This is a genomic window from Microbacterium sp. X-17 (genome assembly GCF_039615055.1).
The window spans coordinates 1-22,071 of the sequence record NZ_JBDHNI010000003.1 but is presented as its reverse complement, the minus strand read 5'-3'; the positions used below and the strand labels follow the sequence as shown (position 1 = coordinate 22,071).

Below are 22,071 nucleotides of genomic sequence, written 5' to 3'. Positions count from 1 at the left end.
CGGCCTAGAAGAACCCCATCGGGCCGTCGGCGTACGACACCAGCAGGTTCTTGGTCTGCTGGTAGTGATCCAGCATCATCCGGTGGTTCTCCCGGCCGATGCCCGACTGCTTGTAGCCGCCGAACGCCGCGTGCGCCGGGTACTGGTGGTAGGTGTTCGACCAGACCCGGCCGGCCTCGATAGCCCGACCGGCCCGGTAGAGCTGCGAGCCGTCGCGGCTCCAGACGCCCGCGCCGAGGCCGTACAGGGTGTCGTTCGCGGTGCCGATCGCGTCGTCGAAGTCGCTGAAGCTGGTCAGCGCGAGCACCGGCCCGAAGATCTCCTCCTGGAAGATCCGCATCGAGTTGACGCCCTCGAACACCGTCGGCTGCACGTAGAAGCCGCCCGCCAGGTCTCCGCCGAGGTCGGCGCGCTCGCCGCCGGTCAGCAGCTTCGCGCCCTCCTGCCGGCCGATGTCCATGTACGAGAGGATCTTCTCCAGCTGGTCGTTGGAGGCCTGCGCGCCGATCATCGTGGAGACGTCGAGCGGGTTGCCCTGGGTGATGCGCTTCACCCGCTCCAGGCCGTCGGCCACGAAGCCGTCGTAGATCGACTTCTGCACCAGCGCGCGCGACGGGCAGGTGCACACCTCGCCCTGGTTGAGCGCGAAGAACGAGAAGCCCTCCAGCGCCTTGTCGTAGAAGGAGTCCTTCTGCGCCGCGACGTCCTCGAAGAAGATGTTCGGGCTCTTGCCGCCGAGCTCCAGCGTCACCGGGATGAGGTTCTCACTGGCGTACTGCATGATGAGTCGGCCCGTGGTCGTCTCGCCGGTGAACGCGACCTTGCGGATGCGCGGGTGCGACGCCAGCGGGGCCCCGGCCTCGAAGCCGAAGCCGTTGACGATGTTGAGCACGCCGTCCGGCAGCAGGTCGCGGATCAGGTCCAGCCAGACGTGGATGGAGGCCGGCGTCTGCTCAGCGGGCTTCAGCACGACGCAGTTGCCCGCGGCGAGGGCCGGGGCGAGCTTCCACGTGGCCATCAGGATCGGGAAGTTCCACGGGATGATCTGCCCGACGACTCCGAGCGGCTCGTGGAAGTGGTACGCGACCGTGTCGTTGTCGAGCTGGCTGATGCCGCCCTCCTGCGCCCGGATCGCGCCGGCGAAGTAGCGGAAGTGGTCGATCGCGAGCGGGATGTCGGCGGCGAGCGTCTCGCGCACCGGCTTGCCGTTCTCCCAGGTCTCGGCGACGGCGAGCAGTTCGAGGTTGGCCTCCATGCGGTCGGCGATGCGCGTGAGGAGCAGCGCGCGCTCGGCGACGGACGTCCTGCTCCAGTCGGGGAACGCCGCCCACGCCGCGTCGACGGCGCGGTCGACGTCCGCGGCGGTGCCGCGCGCGATCTCGGTGAACGGCCTCCCGGTGACCGGGGTGATGTCATCGAAGTACTGACCGCTCGCCGGGGCGACGTACCGGCCGCCGATGAAGTGGTCGTAGCGGGTCGCGTAGCTCACGACGGAGCCGGCGGTTCCGGGCTGGGCGTAGACGCTCGGCTTCTCGGTCGTGGCGGCCTCCGCCACGCCGTCGGTCTGTTCCGGGCTCAGAGTCATGCGAGTCTCCCTTGACTGTCGCGTGCGCCCATCGCACGCCTCTGGTCCGGGAGGTTACGCAGCGGGAGGTTGCATCCGGTTGCGCGCTCAGGACTCCAGCGCGAGCAGCCGCGCGACTACCTGGGCGCGCCGCGGCGAGTGCGGCGGCAGCGCCTGCAGCGCCGCACGCCAGATGTCCTCGTCGGCGGAGCCGCGCTCGGTCTCGCCCCACGCGATCAGGAGGTCGGCCGAGCCGGACGCGAGCAGGGCCTCCCGCAGCCGGGCGATGACATCCTCGCGCAGCTCCTCGATGCCGGGCGCGGCCGAGCCGGGCAGCGGCCCGCCGCCGTACGACGCGATCGCCGCCCGGTGCGCGCCGCGGCGCTGGAGGTCGAGCACGGCGCCGAGGTCCGTCTCCAGCGGCGCCGCCAGCCGGTACGGCCGGGCGAGCGGGCCGAGCTCCGGCGCGATCGCGGCGATCGCCTTCCGCAGCCGGACGATCTCCGCGCGAAGGGTGACGGTGGAGGCCGGGTCGCCGTAGACCAGTTCGGCCAGGCGCTCGGCGGACAGCCCCTCGCGATGCCAGGCCAGCAGGGTGAGCAGCTCGCTGTGCCGCGCGCTCAGGGTCCCGGCGCGGCCGTCGGCGCCGGCGAGCTCCCCGGTGTCGCGACCGAGCACACGCAGCGCGGCGATCGCCGGCCGCGGCCGCGCGCGGCGCGGGCCTCCTGGCGCCCGCGCGTCCCGTAGCCGCGCGATCAGCAGCTCCCGCTCCACCGCGGCCGCCGTCGCCTCCAGCAGCGGCAGCACGTGCGGCTCCGCCACCTGGTCGCCGCCCGTCACGTCGATCACGCCGATGATGTCGCCGGACTCCGGGTCGCGCACCGGCACAGCGGTGCAGCTCCACGGCTTCACCTCCTGGGCGAAATGCTCGGCCCCGCGGATCTGCACGCCGCCGCCGATCGCGAGCGCCGTGCCCGGCGCGGAGGTGCCGACGTCGCCCTCCGCCCACGCGGCCCCCGGGACGAACAGCATCGACTCCGCGCGCCTGCGCAGCACCGGGTCGCCCTCCACCCAGAGCAGCCTCCCGCGCGCGTCGCCGACGGCCACGACCACGCGGCTGTCCGGCTCGGCGTCGCGCACCAGGAGCTGCCGGATCACCGGGAGGGCCGCGGCGATGGGATGCGACCGCCTGGCGTCCTCCAGCCCCGGGCCGTCGAGGACGACCGGCGCGGCGACGGCGGGGTCGAGGTGCGCTTGCTCGGCACGACGCCAGGAGGCGTCCACCACGGGGCGCAGCCCGGGATGGCGGGTGCCTTCCAGACCGTCGACGGCGTCGTCCATGCGCAGCATCGTACGCGGTGCGGGCGGCTGAGTACCGTGGACCCCGTGCGCACGATCGTGAAGGAACGCCCCGACGCGCCGCCTGCGTTCTTCGAGGCGGAGGCCGCCGGCCTCCGCTGGCTCGCCGAGGCCGAGAGCGACGGCGGCGCCCGCGTCGTGCGGGTGGTCGGCGCGTCGCCCGGGCGCATCGAGCTGGAGGAGGTGGCCGAGACCCGCCCCGACCGCTCCGCCGCGCGCGCGTTCGGCGCCGCCCTCGCCGTGACGCACTCCGCCGGCGCCGCCGCCTTCGGCGCCCCGCCGGACGGCTGGGACGGCCCCCTCTTCATCGGCCGCCGCCCGCTCCCGGTGGCGCACGAGACGAGCTGGGGCCGCTTCTACGCCCGCGACCGCGTGCGGCCCTACCTCGATCCGGCAGAGGCGGCCGGCAACCTGACCGCGCAGCAGCGGGAGGTCGTGGAGGCCGCCCTCGCCCGCGTGGAGGCCGGCGACTTCGACGACGGCGAGCCTCCCGCGCGCCTGCACGGCGACCTCTGGACCGGCAACGTGCTCTGGTCGCCGGGCGGCGCCGTCCTCATCGACCCCGCGGCGCACGGCGGCCACCGGGAGACCGACCTGGCCATGCTCGCGCTGTTCGGCGCGCCGCACCTGGAGGACATCCTCGCCGGGTACGACGCCGCCCGGCCGCTGCGCGCGGGGTGGCGGGAGCGCGTCCCGCTGCACCAGCTCCACCCGCTCGCCGTGCACGCCGCCGGGCACGGGCCGTCGTACGGCGCCGAGCTGGCCGACGCCGCGCGGGCGACGCTCGCGCTCCGATCCCGCCGAATCCGGCCTCCGCAGCACCACGACTGATAGGATTCTGCTGGTCGGCCGAATGCCGATCACTGGAGCAGGCTGGCAGGAGCTGGTCCTCGGTGGTGGTATCCGGATGCGTCGCCACGACGTAACCGTGTATTTCTACTGATGGCCAGACGGGCTCAGCCCACGCATCCGCATGGGATGCCGCGTACACGAAAAGACGTGTCGAACTGCCTGCTCGCTCCATTGTGGAGTCGCGCCCAGACGGGGCTGCGACGTTAAACAAAGGAGAAAGACCTCTTGGAAGGTCCCGAAATCAAGTTCGCCGAAGCAGTCCTCGACAATGGACGCTTCGGCACCCGCACCGTCCGGTTCGAGACCGGACGCCTCGCCCAGCAGGCGCAGGGCGCCGTCGCCGCCTACCTCGACGAGGAGACCATGCTGCTGAGCGCGACGAGCGCAAGCAAGCACCCGAAGGACAACTTCGACTTCTTCCCGCTGACCGTCGACGTCGAGGAGCGCTCGTACGCCGCCGGCAAGATCCCCGGCTCGTTCTTCCGCCGTGAGGGCCGCCCCTCGACCGAGGCGATCCTCGTCTGCCGCCTGATCGACCGCCCGCTGCGCCCGTCGTTCGTCGACGGCCTCCGCAACGAGGTCCAGATCGTCATCACCGTCCTGAGCATCGCCCCGGACGAGTTCTACGACGCCCTGGCCATCAACGCGGCCAGCGCCTCGACCCAGATCTCCGGTCTGCCGTTCTCCGGCCCGATCGCCGGTGTGCGCCTCGCGCTCATCCCCGGCAACGGCCAGCACGAGGACCAGTGGATCGCCTTCCCGAAGGCCTCGCAGCTGGAGGAGGCCGTCTTCGACCTCGTCGTCGCCGGCCGCGTCCTCACCAACGAGGACGGCACCGAGGGCGACGTCGCGATCATGATGGTCGAGGCGGAGGCCACCGAGGGCAGCTGGAACCTCATCCAGGGCGGCGCCGTCAAGCCGAGCGAGGAGGTCGTCGCCCAGGGTCTGGAGGCAGCCAAGCCGTTCATCCGCGAGCTGGTCGCCGCGCAGACGGTGCTCGCCTCGCAGTCCGCGAAGGCGATCGCCGACTACCCGGTGTTCCTGCCCTACTCGCAGGAGACCTACGACAACGTCGCGGGCCTCGCCTACGACGAGCTGGTGAACGTGTACCAGATCGCCGACAAGGTCGAGCGCCAGAACGCCGACGACGCCCTCAAGGAGCGCGTCAAGGTCGCCCTCACCGAGAAGGTGGAGGCCGGCGTGCTCGACGCGGAGGTGCTCACGCAGCTCTCCGCGGCGTACAAGTCGGTGTCCAAGGTGGTCATGCGCGGCCGTGTGCTGCGCGAGGGCGTCCGCATCGACGGCCGTGGCCTGACCGACATCCGTCCGCTCGACGCCGAGGTGCAGGTCATCCCGCGCGTCCACGGCTCGGCGATCTTCCAGCGCGGCGAGACCCAGATCCTGGGCGTCACCACGCTGAACATGCTCAAGATGGAGCAGCAGATCGACTCGCTGTCGCCTGTCACCAAGAAGCGGTACCTGCACCACTACAACTTCCCGCCCTACTCGACCGGTGAGACCGGCCGCGTCGGGTCGCCGAAGCGTCGCGAGATCGGGCACGGCTTCCTGGCCGAGCGCGCGCTCGTGCCGGTGCTGCCGACCCGCGAGGAGTTCCCGTACGCGATCCGTCAGGTCTCCGAGGCGCTGAGCTCCAACGGCTCGACCTCGATGGGCTCGGTCTGCGCGTCCACCCTGTCTCTGCTGAACGCCGGTGTGCCGCTGCGCGCCCCGGTCGCCGGGATCGCGATGGGCCTGATCTCCGACGTCGTCGACGGTGAGACCCGCTACGCGGCGCTCACCGACATCCTGGGCGCGGAGGACGCGCTCGGCGACATGGACTTCAAGGTCGCCGGAACCAGCGAGTTCGTCACCGCGATCCAGCTCGACACCAAGCTCGACGGCATCCCGTCGTCGGTGCTGGCGGGCGCCCTCAAGCAGGCCAAGGATGCTCGCACGACCATCCTCAGCGTGCTGAACGCCGCGATCGACGCCCCGGACGAGATGGCCCCGACCGCGCCGCGCGTGATCTCGGTCCAGATCCCGGTCGACAAGATCGGCGAGCTGATCGGCCCGAAGGGCAAGACGATCAACGCGATCCAGGACGAGACCGGCGCCGAGATCTCCATCGAGGAGGACGGCACCGTCTACATCGGCGCCACCGACGGCCCGTCGGCCGAGGCGGCCCGCGCCCAGGTCAACGCGATCGCGAACCCGACGAACCCGGAGGTCGGCGAGCAGTTCCTCGGAACCGTCGTCAAGATCGCCGCGTTCGGCGCGTTCATCTCGCTGCTCCCGGGCAAGGACGGCCTGCTGCACATCTCCGAGGTGCGCAAGCTCGCCGGCGGCAAGCGCGTCGAGAACGTCGAGGACGTCCTCGGCGTCGGCCAGAAGATCCTGGTGGAGATCACCAAGATCGACGACCGCGGCAAGCTGTCGCTCGCCCCGGTGCTCGCAGAGGACGCGGACACCCAGGGCCGCGACGCCGCCTCCGAGGGCCCTGCGGCCCCCGCCGAGGGCGCCGTGGCGCCCGTCGAGTGCGGAGCGCCCCCCCTGCCCGACGGCCGCGCCGACTCCGTCGGCGCGGCCTTCGCCGTCCCAGCCCCGCAGCAAACCGTCGAGTACGCGAATAATCCGCTGAAAACCGCCGAGTACGCAGACTATTCGCGTACTCGGCGGTTGCTTAGGGGCCGCGGGTGAGCAGGGGGCGGAGGCGGTAGGGGATGAGCTCGCCCATGTCGAGGGAGGTCTCGGCGCGCTCGACGCCCTCGGTGGACTGGATGGCGCCGGTGATCCGGAAGAGGTCCTCGGCGTCCGTGCACACGACGCGCAGCAGCAGGTCGGACGGCCCGGACAGGCCGTGCGCCTGCACGATCTCCGGGATGCCGGCCAGGTGCTCCACGATCGCGGCCAGCTTCTGCTGCTGCACGTGCACGGTCACGAACGCCGCCAACGGGTAGCCGGCGGCGGTCGGCGAGATGCGCCGCTCGAACGACAGGAAGGCGCCGTTCCGCTCCAGCTCGGCCACCCGCGCCTGCACCGTGTTGCGGCTCAGGCCGAGCCGGTCGGCGAGGGAGACGTTGGTCGATCGCGGGTCGTCGGCGAGGGCGACGAGGATGCGTCTGTCGGTGCTGTCGAACGTGCGCATAGTGTGAAAGCTAGCATCTCGACGCGACCCGCGACAGTGCACTCTGCACGGTCGACACGCCGTCAGTTGTGCGCGCTGATCGTGGAGCGTAGCCTTTCGAGTAATTCCGGCAAGGAGGCCGGAAGCCGGTCATGCCTGCCACAAGCGGGCGGCCGGACGCGAGAGTGAAGGTTGCGTGAACCGTGACGATCGACAATCAACCCGACACCCGACTGGACGACGTCCACCTTCCGGCCGGCGCCGACACGGTCCGGCTGCTGACTCCTGAGGGCGAGCGCCTCAGCGACGTCCGCTTCGACGCCTGGGTCTCCGACATCGGCGCCGAGCAGCTCCTCGACCTCTACGAGGACATGGTCGTCATCCGCCGCATCGACTCCGAGGCGACCGCCCTGCAGCGTCAGGGCGAGCTGGGCCTCTGGCCTCCGCTGCTCGGCCAGGAGGCCTCCCAGATCGGCTCCGGCCGCTCCCTTCGCCGCGACGACTTCGTCTTCTCCAGCTACCGCGAGCACGGCGTGGCCTACTGCCGCGGCGCCGGGCTCGTCGACCTGCTGCGCGTGTGGCGCGGCACCACCCAGTCCGGCTGGAACCCCTACGACATCAACATGGCGACCCCGCAGGTCATCATCGGCGCCCAGACGCTGCACGCCACCGGCTACGCCATCGGCATCCAGGCCGACGGCACCGACGCGGCGGCGGTCGCCTACTTCGGCGACGGCGCGACCTCCGAGGGCGACGTCAACGAGGCGCTGATCTTCGCCGCGACCTACGCCGCGCCGGTCATCTTCTTCTGCCAGAACAACCAGTACGCGATCTCCGAGCCGGTCGGCCTCCAGGCGCAGCGCCCGATCGCCGAGCGCGCCCCGGGCTTCGGCGTGCCGAGCGTCCGCGTCGACGGCAACGACGTCCTCGCGGTCATGGCCGTGACCCGTTCGGCCCTCGACCGCGCCCGCAGCGGAGGCGGACCGACCTTCATCGAGGCCGTCACCTACCGGATGGGCCCGCACACCACCGCCGACGACCCGAGCCGCTACCGCGACCCCGCGGAGGTGGACGAGTGGCGCTCCAAAGACCCGATCGCGCGCGTGGAGGCGTACCTCGCGTCCGAGGGCCTGCTGACCCCGGAGCGGCTGACCGCCATCCAGGAGCACGCCGACCGCGTCGCCGCCGAGATGCGCCAGGGCGTCGTCGCGCTGCAGGACCCGGACCCGATGACCGTGTTCGACAACGTGTACGCCGAGCCGCACACCGGCCTCGCCCGGGAGCGCGACCACTACTCGCGCTACCTGCGCACGTTCGTGGGCGGTGACCGATGACCGCACTGACCATGGCGAAGGCCATCAACGCCGGCCTGCGCCGCTCCCTCGCCGAGGACGACCGCGTCGTGCTCATGGGTGAGGACATCGGCACCCTCGGCGGCGTGTTCCGCGTGACGGACGGCCTCCAGACCGAGTTCGGCCCGCGCCGTGTCATGGACTCGCCGCTCGCCGAGTCCGGCATCCTGGGCACCGCCGTCGGCATGGCCTACCGCGGGCTGCGTCCCGTGGTGGAGATCCAGTTCGACGGCTTCATCTACCCGGCGTTCGACCAGATCGTCAGCCAGGTGGCGCGCATGCACTACCGCACTGCGGGCGCCGTCCGGATGCCGATCACGATCCGCGTCCCTTTCGCCGGCGGCATCGGCGCCGCGGAGCACCACTCCGACTCGCCGGAGGCCTACTTCGCGCACGCCGCGGGCCTGCGGGTCGTCAGCCCGTCGACCCCGCAGGACGCGTACACGCTCATCCGCCAGGCGATCGCCTCCGACGACCCCGTGCTGTTCTTCGAGCCCAAGCGCCGCTACCACGCCAAGGGCGAGGTGGACGAGGAGGCCGCGCTGGAGGACGCCCGTCCGATGGGCACCGCGCGCGTGCTCACCCAGGGCGGCGACGTCACGCTGGTGACCTACGGCGGCCTGGTGCAGATGGCGGCGGATGCGGCCCTCGCGGCCGAGGACGAGGGCGTCTCGGTGGAGGTCATCGACCTCCGCTCGCTGTCGCCGCTCGACCTCGACACCGTCGCGGCGTCGGTCCGCAAGACCGGGCGGCTGGTCGTCACGCACGAGGCTGCGCTGTCCGGCGGCCTCGGCGCGGAGATCTCCGCCTCCATCACGGAGCGCTGCTTCTACCACCTGGAGCACGCGCCGGTGCGCGTCACCGGCCACGACATCCCGTACCCGCCCGCCAAGCTGGAGGCGGCGCACCTGCCCGACCTCGACCGCATCCTGGACGGCATCGACCGGGTCATGGACCGCCCGAACTCGCTGAGCGGAGTGGAGGACTGATGGCGGTCAAGGAGTTCGCGCTCCCGGACCTCGGCGAGGGACTCACCGAGTCGGAGCTGGTGAGCTGGCACGTCGCGGTGGGCGACACCGTGCACCTCAACCAGATCATCGCCGAGGTGGAGACCGCCAAGGCGCTGGTCGAGCTGCCCGCCCCGTACGCGGGGACGGTGTCCCGGCTGTACGTCGAGCCCGGGGTGACGGTGGCGGTGGGGGAGCCGCTGCTGGCGTTCGAGGTGGAGGGTACGGCGGGCGCTGAGCCCGCGGCGCCTGCTGCACCCGCGTCCGAGTCCGCCGAGGAGACGGCGTCGAGCGACGCCCCGGTGAGGGAGCCGGTGCTCGTCGGCTACGGCGCTCGTCCGGATGCCAAGGGGAGGCCCGCCCGGCGTGCACGTCCGGGGCTGGCGTCGCAGCCTGTGGCGACGGCGGCCCCGGTGGCGGCGCCCGTCGCCACAGCGCCGGCCGCAGCGGCGCCGGCACAGGCCGCCGCTCCCGCGTTCGACACCGCGGTGCGCGAGCGCCCGCGCGCGACCCCGCCGGTCCGCAAGCTGGCCCGCGAGCGCGGCATCGACCTCGCCGCCGTCACCGGCACCGGCGACCGCGGTCTGGTGACGCGCGCGGACCTCGACGCCTACGCGACGCAGCCCGCGTCTGCGCCGCAGGCGACCGCCGAGGCCGCACCCGGCGAGCTCCGCATCCCGATCAAGGGCGTCCGCAAGGCGACCGCCGAGGCGATGGTGCGCAGCGCGTTCGGCGCTCCGCAGGCGACGGTGTTCCTCACGGTCGACGTCACGCCGACCAGCGAGCTGATCGAGCGCCTGCGCGCCCGGCCGGACCTCTCCGACGCCCGTCCCGGCCTCCTCGCCGTCGTCGCGAAGGCGCTGTGCCTCGCGGCGCGGCGCACGCCGGAGGTCAACTCCAAGTGGGACGAGGCCGCCCAGGAGATCGTCCAGACCCGCGCGATCAACCTCGGCATCGCCGCGGCGACCCCGCGCGGACTGCTGGTGCCGGTCATCCGCGACGCCGACGGCCACTCGCTGGCCGAGCTGTCCGGCGCGATCCGTGAGCTCGCGGTGACCGCCCGCTCGGGCAAGACGCCGCCGTCCGCGCTCACCGGCGGCACGATCACGATCACCAACGTGGGCGTGTTCGGCGTCGACGCGGGGACGCCGATCCTGACGCCGGGGGAGGCGGCGATCCTGGCCGTCGGAGCCGTGCGGCGTCAGCCGTGGGAGCACCGCGGCGAGATCGCCCTGCGCGACGTGCTGACGCTCGCGCTGACGTTCGACCACCGGATCGTGGACGGCGAGCAGGGCTCCCGCTTCCTCGCCGACATCGGTCGCATCCTGGCCGACCCCGCCTCCGTCCTCACCCTCGTCTAGGCAGCCATCTCTTCCGGACTTGTGTACGCGCACACACGGCGTGTCGCGTACATAAGTCCGGAATTGATGGAGGCGGGGTCAGGCGTGGAGGGTGGGGTTCAGTTCGACGCCGGTGCCGGAGCGGCGGAGGACCTCCACGGCGCCGGTGAGGGAGTTGCGGCGGAAGAGCAGGCCGGGGACGCCGGAGAGCTCGACGGCCTTGACGGTCTGCGGGCGGCCGTCCGCGGTGACGGGGCCGTCGACCACGACGACCTTCGTGCCTGCGGTGACGTAAAGCCCGGCCTCCACCACGGTGTCGTCGCCGATCGAGATGCCGATGCCGGAGTTCGCGCCGAGCAGCGCGCGCTCGCCGATCGCGACGCGCTGGGTGCCGCCGCCGGACAGGGTGCCCATGATGGAGGCGCCGCCGCCGATGTCGGAGCCGTCGCCGACCACGACGCCCTGCGAGATGCGGCCCTCCACCATCGAGGAGCCGAGCGTGCCCGCGTTGAAGTTGACGAAGCCCTCGTGCATGACGGTGGTCCCGGGCGCGAGGTGGGCGCCGAGCCGCACACGGGAGGCGTCCGCGATGCGCACCCGGTCGGGCGTCACGTAGTCGAGCAGGCGCGGGAACTTGTCGATGCCGGTCACGTGGATGCCCGCGCGCTGCAGCGCCGGCCGCAAGCGGTCGAGGTCGGTCGGGAGGACCGGCCCGGCGTTGGTCCAGGCGACGATCGGCAGGTGCGCGAAGATGCCGTCGAGGTTCACCGTGTTGGGGCGAGCGAGCAGGTGGGACAGCAGGTGCAGCCGCAGGTAGGCGTCCGGCGTGGAGGCCGGGGCGGCGTCGACGTCGATCTCCACCGTCACGATGTCGATGCGGACGTTGCGGCGCGCGTCCTCGCCGGCGAGCTCCTCGAACTCGGCGGGGGCGATCCAGCGCTCGCGTCCAGCCGGGAGGCGGCCCAGGCGCGGCTCGGGGAACCAGGTGTCGAGCACCGTGCCGTCGCCGGCGATCGTGGCCAGCCCGTACCCCCAGGCGGAACGGGCGGCGGACTCGTCAGGAAAGTCGGAAGGCATGCCCCTAGATTAGTAGCGTGCCTCTCGACCTCAGCGCCACGTCCATCGACCTCACCCGGCAGATCTGCGACATCGAGTCGGTCTCCGGGAACGAGCGAACGCTTGCCGACGCGATCGTGGAGGCGCTCGAACCGCTGCCGCACCTGGAGATCATCCGCGACGGAGACACCGTCGTCGCGCGCACGAACCTGGGCCGCGAGCGCCGCGCGCTGATCGCCGGCCACATCGACACCGTGCCGCTCAACGACAACCTCCCCACCCGGTTCGAGGTGGACGGCGGCGTGCGCTACCTCTGGGGCCGCGGCACGGTCGACATGAAGGCCGGCGTCGCGGTGCAGCTCAAGCTCGCCGCCGAGCTCACCGACCCCGCGATCGACGTGACCTGGATGTGGTACGACCACGAGGAGGTCAACGCCGAGCTGAACGGCCTCGGCCGCCTCGCACGCAACCGTCCCGACCTGTTCGTCGGGGACTTCGCCATCCTGGGCGAGCCGAGCAACGGCGTCGTGGAGGGCGGCTGCAACGGCAACCTCCGCGTCGAGGTCAGGGCGTACGGCCTGCGCGCGCACTCGGCCCGCGGCTGGGTCGGCGAGAACGCCATCCACAAGATCGCGCCGGTCCTCGACCTGCTGGCGGGCTACTCCGCCCGCGAGGTGGAGGTCGACGGCCTGGTGTACCGCGAGGGCCTGAACGCGGTGGGCGTCTCGGGCGGCGTCGCGGGCAACATCATCCCCGATGAGGCGATGGTGCACGTCAACTACCGGTTCGCCCCCTCCCGCAGCTCGGAGGAGGCCATCGCGTACATGCACGAGCTGTTCGACGGCTACGAGATCGCGGTGGTGGACCGCGCCGACGGCGCCCGCCCGGGACTCGACGCCCCGCTCGCGCAGGAGTTCGTCGCCGCGGTCGGCGGCGTCGCCAAGCCCAAGTACGGCTGGACCGACGTCGCCCGGTTCAGCGCGCTCGGTATCCCCGCGGTCAACTACGGCCCCGGCGACCCGCTGAAGGCGCACGCCGACGACGAGCGCGTCGACGTCGAGCAGATCGTCGCGGTGGAGGCTGGTCTCCGTGCCTGGCTCAGCGGTCCCGGCGCCCGCTGAGGCCCAGGAGGCGGCGCCGACGCCGGGCGGACCCTGGTGGTCGCGCTGGTGGGTGCGCGTCCTCGGCGTCTTCCTCGCCAGCCGGGTCGTCACCACCGTCATCCTGCTGATCTTCGCGGCAAACCAGGGTAAGAACCCGTGGACCGGCGCGCACCCCGACTACTTCTCCTTCGCGACGATCTGGGACGGCTTCTGGTACAACATCGTCGCGGTCAGCGGCTACCCGGCGTCGCTGCCGTCGAACGGCCTCCATGTGACCGAGAACGCCTGGGCGTTCCTCCCCGGCTACCCCGGGGTCGTGGACGCGGTGATGTTCCTCACCCGGCTGCCGTGGGCGCCCGCCGCGGTGCTGGTGTCCGTGCTGTGCGCGGCCGGGGCCGCGCTGGTGTTCTACCGCCTGATGCTGCGCGTGGGCCTGGGCGCGTCCACGAGCATGTTCGCGGTGGTGCTGTTCTGCTTCTCGCCGGTCTCCCCGCTGTTCCAGCTCGCCTACGCCGAGTCGCTCTACCTGCTGCTGCTCGCCGCCGCGCTGCTGCTCCTGGTCGAGCGGAGGTACGGCTGGCTGTTCCCCGTGGTGCTCGCGATGGCGTTCACGCGGCCGAGCGGGCTGGCCTTCGCGCTGGCGGTCGGCCTCCACGTCGTGCACCGTTGGCTGCACCGGCGCGAGGACCCATTCCCCGTGCGGCAGCGCGTGCTGAGCGTGTCGCTCGCCGTCTTCAGCGCCATCGGCGGGATCGCCTGGCCGGCCATCGCCGCGGTCGCCACCGGATCGTGGACCGCCTACACCGACACCGAGCTCGCCTGGCGCGCGCCCTACATCGGCTACACCCACCTCGTGCCGTTCACGCCGTGGTTCCAGGGCGCGAACTGGTGGGCGAGCGTGATGCTGGGCGTGCCCGGCTGGATCGGCGTGATCGCGCTCCTGCTGCTCGTCGCCGTCTACGCGGTGCTGCTGTTCTCGCCCGCGGTGCGCCGGCTCGGCGTCGACCTCCGGTTCTGGATCGCGGCCTACTCGCTCTACCTGTTCGCGGTGTTCTTCCCGCAGTCGAGCACGTTCCGCCTCCTGATGCCGCTGTTCCCCCTGCTCGGCGTCGTCGCGATGCCGAGGAGCCGGGTGTACCGGGCCGGGATGGTCGTGCTGTTCGTGGCGCTGCAGGTCGGCTGGATCGCGATCTGCTGGGGTGTGGACGGGGCCGACTGGTCGCCGCCGTGATCCGGCGCCCGTGGCGGCGTGTCGCCCGCGGCCCATTGCGCGTGGGGTAGACCGGCGATTTCCCCCGTCAGCCGTGGATGACGGATAATAGGACACGACATCCACGAAAGGGGAGCTGCATGGCGGCCATGAAGCCGAGGACCGGGGACGGGCCAATGGAGGCTGTGAAGGAGGGACGGCTCATCATCGTGCGGGTACCGCTCGAAGGTGGGGGACGTCTGGTCGTCTCCGTCAACGATGCGGAGGCCAAGGAGCTTCACGACGCTCTCGCGAGCGTCGTGAGCGCGTCCTGACGACGTACCCGACTGAACGAGATACCCGAGAAGGGGCCCCGAGCGATCGGGGCCCCTTCCTCGTTTACCGGGCAGTGCTTACGGGGTCAGCTTGGTGATCTGCAGCAGCCCGTCGCCCGCCGGCGACAGCGCGCTGATCACGGCGCCGGAGGCCGCCGTCTCGGTGATGAGCGTGCGGAACCCGGTCGACAGCGGGTCGCGCGCTGCGGGGTCGGCGACCCGGCCGCGCCAGAGCGCGCGGGCGACCAGCACGGTCCCGCCCGGACGCACCAGCCGGAGGCCGTGCTCGACGTACTCGATCACCGACTGCGGGTCGGCGTCGACGAAGACGATGTCGTAGGAGTTCTCGTTCATCCGGGGGAGGACGTCGAGCGCGTGCCCGGTGATGAGCCGGACGCGGTTGGCCGCGACGCCCGCCTCGGTGAAGAACGTGCGCGCGTGCTGCTGGTGGTCGACCTCGACGTCGATGCTGGTGAGCTGGGCCTCCGAGCCGCCGTGCAGCAGCCAGAGCCCCGACACGCCGACGCCGGTGCCGATCTCGACGATGTTCTCCGCCTTCGTCGCGGCGACCACGACGGCCGCCTGCGCGCCCGTGCTCGGTGCGATCGGGTCGACGCCGAGCTCCAGGGACTGCTGCCGGGCGCGGGCGATCACCTCGCTCTCGACGATGACGTCGTCGGCGAATCTCCAGTTGGAGTCTTTGTCAGACACGTGTCTCCCGTCGGTGGCCTCGGTCCAGAATAGGCCCAGCCGATCCAGCATTCGTGCAGCCGCGCGCGATACTCTGTATGTGTGTTCGGCCTGACCTTCGAGAAGCTACTCATCGTGGCTGTGATCGCCGCGTTCCTCATCGGGCCGGAACGGCTTCCGCTCTACGCGGGCAAGCTCCGGCAGTTCGTGCGCACGGTACGCGACTTCGCCGACGGCGCCAAGGACCGCATGAAAGAGGAGATGGGGCCGGAGTTCGACGACGTCGACTGGAAGAAGCTCGACCCGCGTCAGTACGACCCGCGCCGCATCATCCGCGAGGCGCTGCTGGACGACACTCCCGCGCCCTCGGCGATCAAGCCGGTGACGCCGTCGGCGTACAGTCAGCGCGCGAGCCTCGCGCCCGGGACGGTGCCGCCGTTCGACCCCGAGTCGACCTGAGCGCTCGTACAGGATTGCGCGCGCGTCGCTGACGCGCCGCGCCCCGATACAGCCCTGCATCCCCTACGATGCGGGAATGATCGCAACGCAGCAGTCGCTGACCCGGGCGATTGTCGCCCGTTACGCCGTCGGCTCGCTCGGCACCGGAGGCTTCGCGACGCTCCCCGGGCTGGTCCTCGTCTACTACCTGACCGACAGCCTGGGCGTGGCCGCCCTCGCCGCCGGGCTCGTCGTCACGGTCGCCAAGGTGTGGGACGTGATCATCGACCCGGTGATCGGCGCGCGCAGCGACCGGATGCTGGCCGCGCGCGGGTCGCGGCGGCCGATGATGCTGCTGGGCGCGGTGGCGCTGCCGGTGTTCTTCCTGCTCACCTTCGCGGTCCCGTCGGGAACCGGCGCCGTCCCCGCGGCCGTGTGGGTGTTCGTGGCGTTCCTGCTGACCGCGACCGCGTTCAGCCTGTTCCAGGTGCCGTACATCGCCCTCCCGGCCGAGCTGGCCTCCGGCTACGACGAGCGCACCCGGCTGCTGACCTGGCGCGTGGTGGTGCTGACCTTCGCGATCCTCCTGTTCGGCGCCGGGGGTCCGGCGCTGCGGTCACTCGGCGGCGGGAACGACTTCGCCGGCTACTTCCTGATGGCGCTCGTCGCGGGCGTCGTCATCGGCGGCGGCATGCTGGTGTCGGCGTTCGTCGCGCCGCGACAGCTGCCCGCGGCGGTCCTGCCGCCGCGGGAGGGCGTGCTGACGACGCTGCGCACGAACTACGCGGCCGGGATCGGCGCCCTGCGCGACAGTCAGCCGTTCCGGGCGCTGCTGCTGACGTTCCTGCTGCAGGGTCTGGCGACCGGGATGATGCTCGCCGGCGCGAACTACGTCGCGACCTGGGTGCTGCACTCGGAGGACGCCGTGACCTTCCTCTTCATCGCGCTGATCGGCCCTGCGCTGGTCGTGACGCCGCTGTGGGGCGTGGTGGCGCGGCGGATCGGCAAGGAGCGCGGATTCCGGGCGGCGAGCGTGCTGTTCGGGGCGGCGGCGTTGTCGATGGTGCTGCTGGTCTGGTTCCCCGGAGCGTGGGTGTACCTGCCCGTCGCGGTCGCGGGCGCCGCCTACGCGGGCATGCAGTCCCTCCCGATGGCGATGCTGCCGGATGTCATCTCGCACGACGCGCGGCGCAACGGTCCCGGTCGTGCCGGCACGTTCGGCGGGATGTGGACCGCGGGGGAGACGACGGGCATGGCGCTCGGCGCGACCGTCCTCACCATCGTGCTCGCGCTGACCGGGTACATCGCCCGCTCGGCCTCGGACGCCGCCGCTGGGGGCGCGACGCAGCCCGCGGAGGCCGTGGTCGGGATCGTGCTGAGCTTCAGCCTCATCCCCGCGGCGATCATCGCGGCGAGCCTCGCGCCGCTGGCGCGCTACCGGCTGCGGAAGGGAGACGTCGATGGTCTCCTTTGACCGGAACGCCATCCTGAGCCGGCTCGCCGCCCTGCGTGCCGCGGACGCGCCGACGCACGGCGGCCACGTGCTGAGCTACGTGTACGACTCGGGGATCGCCGAGCTCGACGAGCTGGCCGCCGCCGCGGTGCGGATGGTGCAGCCCGTGAACGGGCTCGACCCGACCACCTTCACCTCGGTGGCGGTCATGGAGCGCGAGGTCCTCGGATTCGCACGCGAGCTGCTGCACGGCGGTGACGACGTGGTCGGGTCGGTGACCTCCGGCGGCACCGAGTCCTGCCTGCTGGCCGTGAAGACCGCGCGGGAGGCGTGGCGGGCGCGCGGCGGCTCCGGCGTGCCGCGCATCGTCGCGCCGGTGACCGTGCACGCGGCCTTCCACAAGGCGGCGGAGTATTTCGGGCTGGAGCTCGACCTGGTGCCGCTGGACGCGGACACCGGGCGGCTGGACCCGGCGCGGCTGATCGAGCGGCTGGGGCCGGACGTCGCGCTCGCTGTCGTCTCCGCGCCGTCGTACCCCTACGGGTCGCTCGACCCGGTCGAGGAGGTCGCGGCGGCGTGCGACGAGGCCGGTGTGGACCTCCACGTCGACGCCTGCATCGGCGGCTGGATCCTGCCGTTCTGGCGCGAGCCGGACGGGTCGGCGCTGCCCGCGTGGGACTTCCGCGTGGCGGGGGTCACCAGTCTGTCGGCCGACCTCCACAAGTTCGGCTATGCGCCGAAGGGCGCGAGCGTCCTGCTGCAGCGCGGGCGCGACCGGCAGCGGCTGCAGTACTTCGCGACGACGGGATGGCCGGGCTACCCGGTCGTGAACCCGACGCTGCTCGGCTCCAAGTCCGCGGGCGCGCTTGCGGCGTCGTGGGCGATCATCCAGGCGCTCGGAGCCCGCGGGTTCGCATCGCTCGCGGAGGCGTGCCTGCGGGCGACGCGCACGCTCGCCGACATCGTGGGCGACATCGAGGGACTGCGCGTGGTGGGGGAGCCGACGGGGCCGCTGCTGGCGGTCGCGACCGACGACGCCGTCCCGGAGGACCGCAGGGTCGACCCGCACCACTGGGCCGACCGGGCGCGCACGCGCGGCTGGCACCTCCAGCTCCAGCCGGGGCTGACCCAACCGGACGGGACGCGGCTGCCGCCCACGACGCACCTGACGATCACCCCGGTCACCCGGGACCGGGTGGACGAGCTGGAGGCCGCGCTGCGGGCCTCCGCGGACGACGTGCGCGGCGTGCCACCCGTGGACGCCGCCGCCGCGCTGTCGGCGCTCCCGCCGCTCGGCGACCGGCCGCTCGACTCCGACACGGCCGCGGGGCTCCTGCGCGCCGTCGGGATCGCGGGTGAGACCCCCGGCCTCCCGGACGAGCAGGCCCCCCTCCTGGCGCTGATCGAGGCGCTGCCGCGCCCCGTCACCGAGCGCCTCCTGATCGAGCTCCTAGCCCGCCTCGCCGAACCCGCCTGACCAACCGCCGAGTACGCGATTTCTCAGCCGAAAAGCGCCGAGTACGTAGATTATCCGCGTACTCGGCGGGTGCTAGCGGGTGGAGAGGGGGAGCTTGCGGCGGGGGAGGTCGCGGGGGCGCACGGCGAGGCTCGCCGCCACCGCCCGGATCGCCGCCGCAGCCGGGTCCTGCGGGTCGGTGACCACGATCGGCGCTCCGTTGTCGCCTCCCGTGCGCAGCGGAACGCTGAGCGGGACGCTGGCGAGCAGCGGCACCGGCTCGTCCTGGCCCTCCGAGAGCCGCCGCGCGACCTCGGCGCCGCCTCCGGAGCCGAACAGCTCCAGCACGCTGCCGTCCGGCTGCGCGAGCCCGGCCATGTTCTCGATGACGCCCACGATCCGCTGGCCGGTCTGGCGCGCCACGACGCCGCTGCGCTCGGCGACGTCGGCCGCCGCCGGCTGCGGCGTGGTGATCACGAGCACCTCCGCCTGCGGCAGGAGCTGGCCGACCGAGATCGCGACATCGCCGGTGCCGGGCGGGAGGTCGAGGAGCAGCACGTCCAGGTCGCCGAAGAACACATCGCCGAGGAACTGCTGGATCGTCCGGTGCAGCATCGGCCCGCGCCAGGCGACCGCGGCCGACGAGGAGTCCACGAACATCCCGATCGAGATGACCTTCACGCCGTAGGCGACCGGCGGCAGGATCATGTCGTCCACGCGCGTCGGCCGCACCGCGACCCCCTCGGCGTCGGTCAGGCCGAGCAGCCCGGGGATCGAGAAGCCGTGCACGTCCGCGTCCACCAGGCCGACCCGGAGGCCGCGCTCCGCGAGCGCCACGGCGAGGTTGGCGGTGACGGTGGACTTGCCCACCCCGCCCTTGCCGCTGGTCACCGCGTAGACGCGGGTCAGCGAGTCGGGGCCGAACTGCTGCGCGCGCGCCGTGCGGCCGCCGCGCAGCTTCTCGGTGAGCGCCGCGCGCTCGGCGGGCGTCATCACCGAGACGTCGACGGTCACGCCGCTGACGCCGGGCACGGACGCCGTCGCGGCCCGGACATCCCGCTCGATCTTGTCGGCGGCCGGGCAGCCGACGATGGTCAGCTTCACGCTCACCGTCGCATGGCCGTCCGCGTCGACCTCCACACCGCCGATCATGTCCAGCTCGGTCACGGGCTTGCGGATCTCCGGGTCGAGCACGCCGGAGAGGGCGCGCCCGATCAGCTCGGCGACGCCCGGACCGGAGGGACCGGCCTCAGGCACGCGCACGTCCGTTCTCGGCCGGCTCGCCCTTGTCCAGGTCCTCCAGGAGGGCGCGCAGCTCGGCGCGGATGAAGTCCTTCGTCGCCATGTCCCTGACCGCCAGGCGCAGGGCCACGACCTCGCGCGCCAGGTACTCGGTGTCGGCCAGGTTGCGCTCGGCTCGCTGCCGGTCCTGCTCGATCTGCACGCGGTCGCGGTCGTCCTGCCGGTTCTGCGCCAGCAGGATCAGCGGTGCGGCGTACGAGGCCTGCAGCGACAGCACCAGCGTCAGCGCGATGAAGCCGAGCGCCGCCGAGTCGAAGCGCCAGGCGGTCGGCAGCAGCGTGTTCCACAGCATCCAGGCCGCGACGAAGACGGTCAGCCCGAGAATGAACCACGGCGTGCCCATCGCACGCGCGATCCACTCGGTGAACCGGCCGAAGGTGTCCCGCTGCTCCAGCGGGTCGCGCCGGGGGATCACCGACGTGCGGAGGCCCTTCGGGGCGTCCAGGCTGGTGTCCTGCCTAACTCGTGCCATTTCCGCCCCTCCTTCCGTTCACGATGCGGATACTGCCGGTCTCCTCGGACGGGGCCTTGACGGGCTCGTCCTCGTCCTGACTTCGCCAGTCGTCGGGGAGCAGGTAGTCGAGGACATCGTCGATGGTCACCACCCCGACGAGCCGGTGCTTCTCGTCCACGACGGGAACGGAGACGAGGTTGTAGCTGGCGAGGATGCGGGACACCTCGGCGGCGGAGGTGTCGGCGGTGACCGGCTCCAGGCTCGGGTCGAGCAGGGTGCCGAGGCGCACGTGCGGCGGGTAGCGCAGCATCCGCTGGAAGTGCACGATGCCGAGGAAGCGCCCGGTCGGCGCCTCGTACGGCGGCAGGGTCACACAGACGGCCGCCCCGAGCGCCGGGGCGAGCTCGTGGCGGCGGATGAGGGCGAGGCCTTCGGCGACCGTGGCGTCGGCCGAGACGATGATCGGCTCGGTCGTCATCAGGCCGCCGGCGGTCTCCGGTGCGTAGCTCAGCAGCATGCGCACGTCGTCGGCCTCCTCGGGCTCCATGAGCTCCAGGAGGTGCTCGCCGCGCTCGTCGGAGAGCTGGGCGATGAGGTCGGCGGCGTCGTCGGGCTGCATCTGGTCGAGCACGTCGGCCGCCCGGTCGTCGTCGAGCTTCGCGAGGATCTGCACCTGCTCGCTCTCGGGCATCTCCTCCAGCACGTCGGCGAGCCGGTCGTCGGGGAGCTCCTCCGCGACTTCGAGCATGCGCTGCTGCGGGAGGTCGAGGAGCGTGTTCGCCAGGTCGGCCGGCTTCAGCTCGGAGTACGCCGCGATGAGCTGCTCCGCGGACTGCGCCTCGCCGCGGGCCTGCTTCTCCCGCACCTCGTTCCAGGCGGCGAACGTGGTCTGGCCCTTGCCGAACGGCGACGCGCCGGACTTGGGCCGCCGGACGAAGAGCTGGCTCACCGCCCACTCGCCGGTCGCGGACTCCTGGATGGCGACGTCCTCGATCGTCGCCTCGCCGGTGCCGTCGGTGAAGACGACCTTGCGGCCGAGGAGCTCGGCGATGACCCGGACCTCCCCGCCGCGCTGCTCGAATCGGCGCACGTTGATGAGCCCGTTGGTGATGATCTGGCCGCTGGAGATGCTGGTCACGCGCCCGATCGACAGGAACACGCGCCGCTTGCCCGGGATCTCCACGATGAGGCCGACCACGCTGGGCGGATCGTCCTTGCGGTACACCACCAGGACGTCGCGGACCTTGCCGACCCGGTCGCCGACCGGGTCGAACACGCTGGTGCCGGCCAAGCGGGCGACGAAGATACGGGTGCTCACGTCTTATAACTTAAGCCCTACCAGCCGAGCGGACGGTGAGGATGGGACAATGGCGGGATGACCACACCCAGCCCGCTCGGCGGACGCAACCGGATGCTCTTCCCGACCATGCCCCGGGGAGAGATCGTGGCGACCTACGAGACGTACGTGGACGCGCAGCAGGCGGTCGACGTGCTGGCCCGCGCGGACTTCCCCGTGGACAAGGTCTCCATCGTCGGCAGCGACCTCAAGAGCGTCGAGCGCGTGACCGGCAAGCTCACCTGGGGGCGCGTCGCGCTCGCCGGGGCGGCCTCCGGAGCGTGGCTCGGCATCTTCTTCGGGCTGCTGCTGCTCATCTTCTCGCCGACGGTCAGCTACGCGTTCGTGATCGCGGCCGTGCTGATCGGCGCCGGGTTCGGGATGCTGTTCGGCATCGTGTCGTACGCGATCAACCGGCGCCGCCGCGACTACACGTCGGTGATGCAGGTGATCGCGACCAGCTACTCGGTGCTGGTGGACGCGGACCTCGTCAACCGCGCGCGCAACCTGCTCGGCGGCGTGGAGGACGTCCAGGCCGCGCCCACCGGCTGGGCGCCGCCCGCACACCCGTCCGACCCGCCGCCCGCGCCTCCGGTGCCGCCCGCGGACGACCAGCCCCCCGCCCCACCCACCGCATAACACGATCGAGGGGCACGTCGTT

At 72.1% G+C, this 22,071-nt stretch carries 19 protein-coding genes and 1 pseudogene; 12 read left to right on the top strand and 8 right to left on the bottom strand.

The features are described from left to right. Window positions 1–4 precede the first annotated feature (4 nt). Complete coding sequence (locus ABCS02_RS14385; protein ID WP_345836354.1) at window positions 5–1,585, bottom strand: aldehyde dehydrogenase family protein; 1,581 nt, start codon at window positions 1,583–1,585, stop codon at window positions 5–7. An 87-nt stretch (window positions 1,586–1,672) separates the two neighbouring features. Further along, entirely contained in the window at window positions 1,673–2,905 is a 1,233-nt protein-coding gene (locus tag ABCS02_RS14380) for a GAF domain-containing protein (RefSeq protein WP_345836353.1), read from the bottom strand. Window positions 2,906–2,959: 54 nt separating this feature from the next. Here ABCS02_RS14380 and ABCS02_RS14375 point away from each other — a divergent pair, with 54 nt between their 5' ends. Both ABCS02_RS14375 and ABCS02_RS14370 read left to right on the top strand, forming a co-directional pair. Continuing rightward, the gene (locus tag ABCS02_RS14375) at window positions 2,960–3,754 is read left to right on the top strand and encodes a fructosamine kinase family protein (protein ID WP_345837316.1); all 795 of its coding nucleotides are present in this window, start codon (window positions 2,960–2,962) and stop codon (window positions 3,752–3,754) included. A 246-nt stretch (window positions 3,755–4,000) separates the two neighbouring features. Then, window positions 4,001–6,292: pseudogene (locus ABCS02_RS14370) on the top strand (polyribonucleotide nucleotidyltransferase); the annotation flags it as partial. Between the two features lie 163 nt (window positions 6,293–6,455). Here the strand turns inward: ABCS02_RS14370 and ABCS02_RS14365 are convergent. Further along, complete coding sequence (locus tag ABCS02_RS14365; protein ID WP_345836352.1) at window positions 6,456–6,920, bottom strand: Lrp/AsnC family transcriptional regulator; 465 nt, start codon at window positions 6,918–6,920, stop codon at window positions 6,456–6,458. Between the two features lie 188 nt (window positions 6,921–7,108). Between ABCS02_RS14365 and pdhA the strand changes: the two genes are divergently transcribed. The 3 genes from pdhA to ABCS02_RS14350 are packed head-to-tail and all read left to right on the top strand — an operon-like array spanning window position 7,109 to window position 10,619. Next, complete coding sequence (pdhA, locus tag ABCS02_RS14360; protein WP_345837315.1) at window positions 7,109–8,233, top strand: pyruvate dehydrogenase (acetyl-transferring) E1 component subunit alpha; 1,125 nt, start codon at window positions 7,109–7,111, stop codon at window positions 8,231–8,233. After that, entirely contained in the window at window positions 8,230–9,240 is a 1,011-nt protein-coding gene (locus ABCS02_RS14355; protein ID WP_345836351.1) for an alpha-ketoacid dehydrogenase subunit beta, read from the top strand. The genes pdhA and ABCS02_RS14355 overlap by 4 nt, the downstream gene beginning before the upstream one ends. After that, window positions 9,240–10,619: a dihydrolipoamide acetyltransferase family protein gene (locus ABCS02_RS14350; protein ID WP_345836350.1), complete on the top strand. Its 1,380-nt coding sequence runs from the start codon at window positions 9,240–9,242 to the stop codon at window positions 10,617–10,619. Before ABCS02_RS14355 ends, ABCS02_RS14350 begins: the two co-directional genes overlap by 1 nt. 78 nt (window positions 10,620–10,697) lie before the next feature. Here the strand turns inward: ABCS02_RS14350 and dapD are convergent, their stop codons facing one another. Continuing rightward, a complete protein-coding gene (gene dapD / locus ABCS02_RS14345) occupies window positions 10,698–11,675 on the bottom strand; it encodes a 2,3,4,5-tetrahydropyridine-2,6-dicarboxylate N-succinyltransferase (protein WP_345836349.1) in 978 nt (325 codons plus the stop codon). Window positions 11,676–11,692: 17 nt separating this feature from the next. Between dapD and dapE the strand changes: the two genes are divergently transcribed. From dapE to ABCS02_RS14330, 3 genes are all read left to right on the top strand, one after another. Then, window positions 11,693–12,775 (top strand): succinyl-diaminopimelate desuccinylase, encoded by a 1,083-nt coding sequence (dapE, locus tag ABCS02_RS14340; protein ID WP_345836348.1) that lies wholly within the window; start codon window positions 11,693–11,695, stop codon window positions 12,773–12,775. Then, on the top strand, window positions 12,744–13,988 hold the full coding sequence (locus ABCS02_RS14335; RefSeq protein ID WP_345836347.1) for a hypothetical protein: 1,245 nt from the start codon (window positions 12,744–12,746) through the stop codon (window positions 13,986–13,988). Before dapE ends, ABCS02_RS14335 begins: the two co-directional genes overlap by 32 nt. Window positions 13,989–14,107: 119 nt before the next feature. Then, the gene (locus tag ABCS02_RS14330; protein ID WP_021764147.1) at window positions 14,108–14,281 is read left to right on the top strand and encodes a DUF3117 domain-containing protein; all 174 of its coding nucleotides are present in this window, start codon (window positions 14,108–14,110) and stop codon (window positions 14,279–14,281) included. A 78-nt stretch (window positions 14,282–14,359) separates the two neighbouring features. On the opposite strand, the gene ABCS02_RS14325 is transcribed toward ABCS02_RS14330, so the two are convergent. Continuing rightward, window positions 14,360–14,992 (bottom strand): class I SAM-dependent methyltransferase, encoded by a 633-nt coding sequence (locus tag ABCS02_RS14325; protein WP_345836346.1) that lies wholly within the window; start codon window positions 14,990–14,992, stop codon window positions 14,360–14,362. Between the two features lie 81 nt (window positions 14,993–15,073). Between ABCS02_RS14325 and ABCS02_RS14320 the strand changes: the two genes are divergently transcribed. The 3 genes from ABCS02_RS14320 to ABCS02_RS14310 all read left to right on the top strand — a co-directional run bounded on the left by ABCS02_RS14320 (window position 15,074) and on the right by ABCS02_RS14310 (window position 18,339). Continuing rightward, on the top strand, window positions 15,074–15,430 hold the full coding sequence (locus ABCS02_RS14320) for a Sec-independent protein translocase TatB (RefSeq protein WP_345836345.1): 357 nt from the start codon (window positions 15,074–15,076) through the stop codon (window positions 15,428–15,430). Window positions 15,431–15,506: 76 nt separating this feature from the next. Further along, on the top strand, window positions 15,507–16,883 hold the full coding sequence (locus tag ABCS02_RS14315; RefSeq protein ID WP_345836344.1) for an MFS transporter: 1,377 nt from the start codon (window positions 15,507–15,509) through the stop codon (window positions 16,881–16,883). After that, entirely contained in the window at window positions 16,870–18,339 is a 1,470-nt protein-coding gene (locus ABCS02_RS14310; RefSeq protein ID WP_345836343.1) for an aspartate aminotransferase family protein, read from the top strand. The genes ABCS02_RS14315 and ABCS02_RS14310 overlap by 14 nt, the downstream gene beginning before the upstream one ends. A gap of 72 nt (window positions 18,340–18,411) precedes the next feature. On the opposite strand, the gene ABCS02_RS14305 is transcribed toward ABCS02_RS14310, so the two are convergent. From ABCS02_RS14305 to ABCS02_RS14295, 3 genes are read right to left on the bottom strand one after another with little or no spacing between them, the layout of a single operon-like run. Next, window positions 18,412–19,575, bottom strand: coding sequence for a P-loop NTPase (locus tag ABCS02_RS14305; protein WP_345836342.1), 1,164 nt, complete (start codon window positions 19,573–19,575; stop codon window positions 18,412–18,414). Continuing rightward, window positions 19,568–20,092 (bottom strand): DUF1003 domain-containing protein, encoded by a 525-nt coding sequence (locus ABCS02_RS14300; RefSeq protein WP_345836341.1) that lies wholly within the window; start codon window positions 20,090–20,092, stop codon window positions 19,568–19,570. Before ABCS02_RS14300 ends, ABCS02_RS14305 begins: the two co-directional genes overlap by 8 nt. Continuing rightward, a complete protein-coding gene (locus tag ABCS02_RS14295; RefSeq protein ID WP_345836340.1) occupies window positions 20,079–21,392 on the bottom strand; it encodes a CBS domain-containing protein in 1,314 nt (437 codons plus the stop codon). Before ABCS02_RS14295 ends, ABCS02_RS14300 begins: the two co-directional genes overlap by 14 nt. Window positions 21,393–21,449: 57 nt before the next feature. Here ABCS02_RS14295 and ABCS02_RS14290 point away from each other — a divergent pair, with 57 nt between their 5' ends. Beyond that, a complete protein-coding gene (locus ABCS02_RS14290) occupies window positions 21,450–22,049 on the top strand; it encodes a general stress protein (protein ID WP_345836339.1) in 600 nt (199 codons plus the stop codon). Window positions 22,050–22,071: the final 22 nt, after the last annotated feature.